Here is a 4121-nt window from a genome sequence, read left to right as displayed (position 1 = left end):
GGGTAACCCCCGGGGCGGCCCCGTTTTAGGATCCCGGGGCCGCGCGGGGGGGGGCGGGGGGCGGGGGGGCGGGGGGCCCCCCGGGGCGGGGGGGGCCCCCCCCCCCGGGGCGGGGGGGGCGGGGGGCCGCGGCGACCGTACGAGCGGGGGCTCAACGGCCCTGGAGGGACTTCACGTTGTCGCCGAAGGTCCAGCCCTTGGAGCCGTCCCAGTTCAGGGACCAGGTCATCAGCCCCTTGAGGGAACCGTTGTAGTGGTTCCAGGCCTGCGCGACGAGTCCGGTGTCCATGTGTCCGCCGCCCGCTCCGACCTGGGCGGGGAGACCGGGGACCTGCTTGTCGTAGGGCACCTTGATGGTGGTGCCCTGGATGACGAGCCCGTCGTTCAGGCAGTCGGTCTGGGCGGTGAAGCCCGCGACGGTGCCGGCGGAGTAGGAGTCGCCGGAGCAGCCGTACATGCTGCCGTTGTAGTACTGCATGTTCAGCCACCACAGCCGGCCGTTGTCGGCGTACTTCTTGATGATGGGCAGGTACGAGCCCCAGATCGAACCGTAGACGACGCTGCCGCCGGTGACGTACGCCGTCTCGGGGGCCATGGTGAGACCGAAGTTCGACGGCATCGCGGCGAGGACGCCGTCGATGATGCGGATGAGGTTGGCCTGCGACGGTGACAGTTCGTTGATGTTCCCGGAGCCGGTGAGGCCGGTCTCGATGTCGATGTCGATGCCGTCGAAGTTGTACTTCTTCAGGATCGGGACGATCGTCTCGACGAACCGGTCGGCCACCGCGCTGGAGTTGAGATCGATCCCGGCCGTGGCTCCGCCGATCGACATGAGGGTGGTGAGGCCGGAGGCCTTGGCCTGACACATCTCGGCGGGAGTGGCGACCTTGACGGTGCTGTCCATGCCGTCCTCCCAGAGGACGGTGCCGTCGGAGCGGATGACGGGGAACGCGGCGTTGATGACGTTGTAGCCGTGCTCGGTGATACGGGAGTCGGTGATCGGGATCCAGCCGAGCGGCGGGTGCACGCCGTTGGCCGCCCCGTCCCAGTTCTCCCAGTACCCCTGGAGCACCTTGCCCGTGGGCTTCGACTTGACCGCGCAGGTCTCGTCGGCGGCGGCAGCGCTGCCCGCCCCCGCTGCCTTCGGTGGTGCGGCCCCGACCAGCATCGGTACGACGAGCGCCGCCGCCAGGCCGAGGCCCAGCAGTCGTGAGGTACGACCCATGATCCGTACGTCCTTCCAGCCCGGGTCCGCCGCCGACGGTGCGAAAGGTTCGCCCCGCCCCGCCCCATGTCGTGACCCTGCCAAACCGTAGAATGGTCCAGACCTTCGGTCAAGAGGTCTGGACCAGACGGTTCGTCAGGAGCGGTGCCGGAAACGGCCCCCGGAATCACCGCGGCGGGGTGGGCAGCGGCACAGTCAACCGCTTCCCACCCCGTCCGGTACCGGTCGCGGCCCCTCAGCCGCGCCAGGAACCCGGGCCCCTCAGCCCCGGTCGTACGTGTGGAACCCGCGGCCGGTCTTCCGGCCGAGCAGCCCGGCCTCCACCATCCGCAGGAGCAGCGGCGGCGGGGCGTACAGCGGTTCCTTGAACTCGTCGTACAGCGATGCGGCGATGGAGGCCACCGTGTCGAGGCCGATCAGGTCGGCGAGCTTCAGCGGTCCCATCGGGTGGGCGCAGCCCAGCTCCATCCCGGCGTCCACGTCGGCGGCGGTGGCGAAGCCCGACTCGGCCATCCGGATCGCGGAGAGCAGATACGGGATCAGGAGCGCGTTGACGACGAACCCGGCCCGGTCCTGCGAGCGGACCACCGTCTTGCCGAGGACCGAGGTCACGAACTCCTCGGCCGCCGCGACGGTCGCGGGGGCGGTGTGCAGGGAGGTCACCACCTCCACGAGCGGGAGGACCGGCACGGGGTTGAAGAAGTGCAGGCCGAGGACGCGGTCGGCGCGGTGGGTGGCCATGCCGAGCCGCATGACGGGGATGGCGGAGGTGTTGGTCGCCAGGATCGCTTCGGGGTCCTCGACGATCTTGTCGAGGGCGGTGAAGATCTCCGTCTTGGCGGCGGCGTTCTCGACGACGGCCTCGATGACGAGCTGCCGGTCGGCCAGGGCGTCGAGGCTGCCGGTGAAGAGCAGCCTGCCGAGGGCGTCCTCGGCGGTGAGGCGGTCGAGCTTGCCGCGCTGGACGGCCCGTTCCAGAGAGATCGCGACCCGCTCTCGGGCCCGGTCGGCGGCGGTGGCGTCCGCCTCGCAGACGATGGTGTGCAGTCCGGCGCGGGCGCAGACCTCGGCGATCCCGGCCCCCATCTGGCCGCCTCCGACGACACCGACCCGGGCGATGGCGGCGCTCATGCCCGCACCGCCGGACGGCCGACGAGGTGGCGGGCGTACGCCTCGGTGGTGAAGAAGGCGGGCAGCTCCTTGCCGAGCGCGGTGCGTTCGAACAGATCGCGGACCTGGTCGAGCTGGGCCCAGGGGTACGTGGCTCCGAGCGCGGCCAGTTCCTCGTCGAGGAGCTCCAGCACCGTCGCGCGGTCGACCGCCCTGTGCTTGAGCCACTGCCAGATCTGGACCCGGGCGATCTCGGCGGTCGCCGCGTCCTCCATGAGCCCGTTCAGCGCGACGGCCCCTTGTCCGCGCAGCCAGGCGTCGTAGTAGCGCAGGGCGACGGTGATGTTGTCGCGCACGCCCTCCGGGGTCGGGCGTCCGGCGGTGCGCCGGACGGCCACGAGGTCCTCGGCGGTGACGTGGACGTCGTCGCGGGTGCGTTCCAGCTGGTGCGGACGGTCGCCGAGCACCTCGTCGAAGACGGTCCGGCAGACCGGGACGAGGCCGGGGTGGGCCACCCAGGAACCGTCGAAGCCGTCCTCCGCCTCGCGCTCCTTGTCGAGCCGCACCTTCGCCAGCGCCGCTTCCCGGGCGGCCGGCTCGCCGCCGGGGATCTGCGCGGCCATCCCGCCGATGGCGTGTGCGCCGCGCCGGTGGCAGGTGCGGACCAGGAGTTCGGTGTAGGCGCGCAGGAAGGGGGCGGTCATGGTGACCTTGGCCCGGTCGGGGAGGACGAAGTCGGGGCGGTGGGCGAAGTTCTTGATCAGGCTGAAGAGGTAGTCCCAGCGGCCCGCGTTGAGGCCGGCGCTGTGTTCGCGCAGCTCGTAGAGGATCTCCTCCATCTCGAACGCGGCGGTGATCGTCTCGATGAGGACGGTGGCGCGGATCGTGCCGCGCGGGATGTCCAGCAGGTCCTGGGCGAGGAGGAACACATCGTTCCAGAGGCGGGCCTCGTACCGGTTCTCCAGCTTGGGGAGGTAGAAGTAGGGCCCGCTGCCCGCGTCGATCTGCCGCCGGGCGCAGTGGAAGAAGTAGAGGCCGAAGTCGACGAGCGCGGCGGGGACGGGCCGTTCGTCGATGACGAGGTGCTTCTCGGTGAGGTGCCAGCCGCGCGGCCTGACCATGATGGTGGCGGGCCGGTCGGTGAGCCGGTACTCCTTGCCGCTCGTGGTGGTGAAGTCGATGCGGCGGTCGATGGCGTCGATCAGGTTCAGCTGACCCTGGACGATGTTCTCCCAGGTGGGCGAGGTGGCGTCCTCGAAGTCGGCCATCCACACCTGGGCCCCGGAGTTGAGCGCGTTCACCGCCATCGAGCGCTCGGGCGGGCCGGTGATCTCCACCCGCCGGTCGGTCAGACCGGGTGCGGGCCGGGCGACGCGCCAGTCGGGGTCGTTACGGATGGCGGAGGTGGCGCGGGAGAAGTCGAGCGGGGTGCCGCCGCGCAGCAGCGCGGAGCGGCGGCGGCGTTCGGTCAGCAGGTCGAAGCGGCGGGCGGCGAAGGCCGCGTCGAGGCGGCCGATGAAGTCGAGGGCCTCGGGGGTGAGGACCTCCTCGTGCCGGTCCCCCGGTACGCCGAGGACCTGGACGCGGCCGGTCGTGGCAAGGGTGGTCATGCGGGTCTCCTCAGCGGGGGCGGTGGCGGAATCCGGGAATGCGGCCCCGGGGGGGGGGGGGGGGGGGGGGGGGGGGGCGGGGGGGGGGGGGGGGGGGGGGGGGGGGGGGCCCCCCCCCGGGGGGGGGGGCCGGGTCGGGGGGGGGGGGCCGGTCCATCCGCCGTGCGCGGGCGGAC

Annotated in this window: 3 protein-coding genes; all 3 read right to left on the bottom strand. The window is 72.0% G+C overall.

The genetic code is table 11. The features are described from left to right. Positions 1 to 151: 151 nt before the first annotated feature. Positions 152 to 1225: a chitinase gene (locus ACIQPT_RS37340; protein ID WP_401162798.1), complete on the bottom strand. Its 1074-nt coding sequence runs from the start codon at positions 1223 to 1225 to the stop codon at positions 152 to 154. Positions 1226 to 1486: 261 nt separating this feature from the next. Then, on the bottom strand, positions 1487 to 2356 hold the full coding sequence (locus tag ACIQPT_RS37335; RefSeq protein WP_401162796.1) for a 3-hydroxybutyryl-CoA dehydrogenase: 870 nt from the start codon (positions 2354 to 2356) through the stop codon (positions 1487 to 1489). Continuing rightward, positions 2353 to 3945 (bottom strand): malate synthase A, encoded by a 1593-nt coding sequence (aceB, locus tag ACIQPT_RS37330; RefSeq protein WP_401162794.1) that lies wholly within the window; start codon positions 3943 to 3945, stop codon positions 2353 to 2355. Before aceB ends, ACIQPT_RS37335 begins: the two co-directional genes overlap by 4 nt. Positions 3946 to 4121: the final 176 nt, after the last annotated feature.

The organism is Streptomyces sp. NPDC091289 (assembly GCF_044757365.1).
Taxonomy (GTDB): Bacteria; Actinomycetota; Actinomycetes; order Streptomycetales; family Streptomycetaceae; genus Streptomyces.
The sequence above is the reverse complement of the archived record's forward strand: the minus strand, read 5'-3'. Positions and strand labels throughout refer to the sequence as shown.

Bases quoted from the DNA above. Each gene is read 5' to 3' on its own strand.
- ACIQPT_RS37340 (WP_401162798.1), bottom strand. From the start codon at position 1,225: ATGGGTCGTACCTCACGACTGCTGGGCCTCGGCCTGGCGGCGGCGCTC.
- ACIQPT_RS37335 (WP_401162796.1), bottom strand. From the start codon at position 2,356: ATGAGCGCCGCCATCGCCCGGGTCGGTGTCGTCGGAGGCGGCCAGATG.
- aceB (WP_401162794.1), bottom strand. From the start codon at position 3,945: ATGACCACCCTTGCCACGACCGGCCGCGTCCAGGTCCTCGGCGTACCG.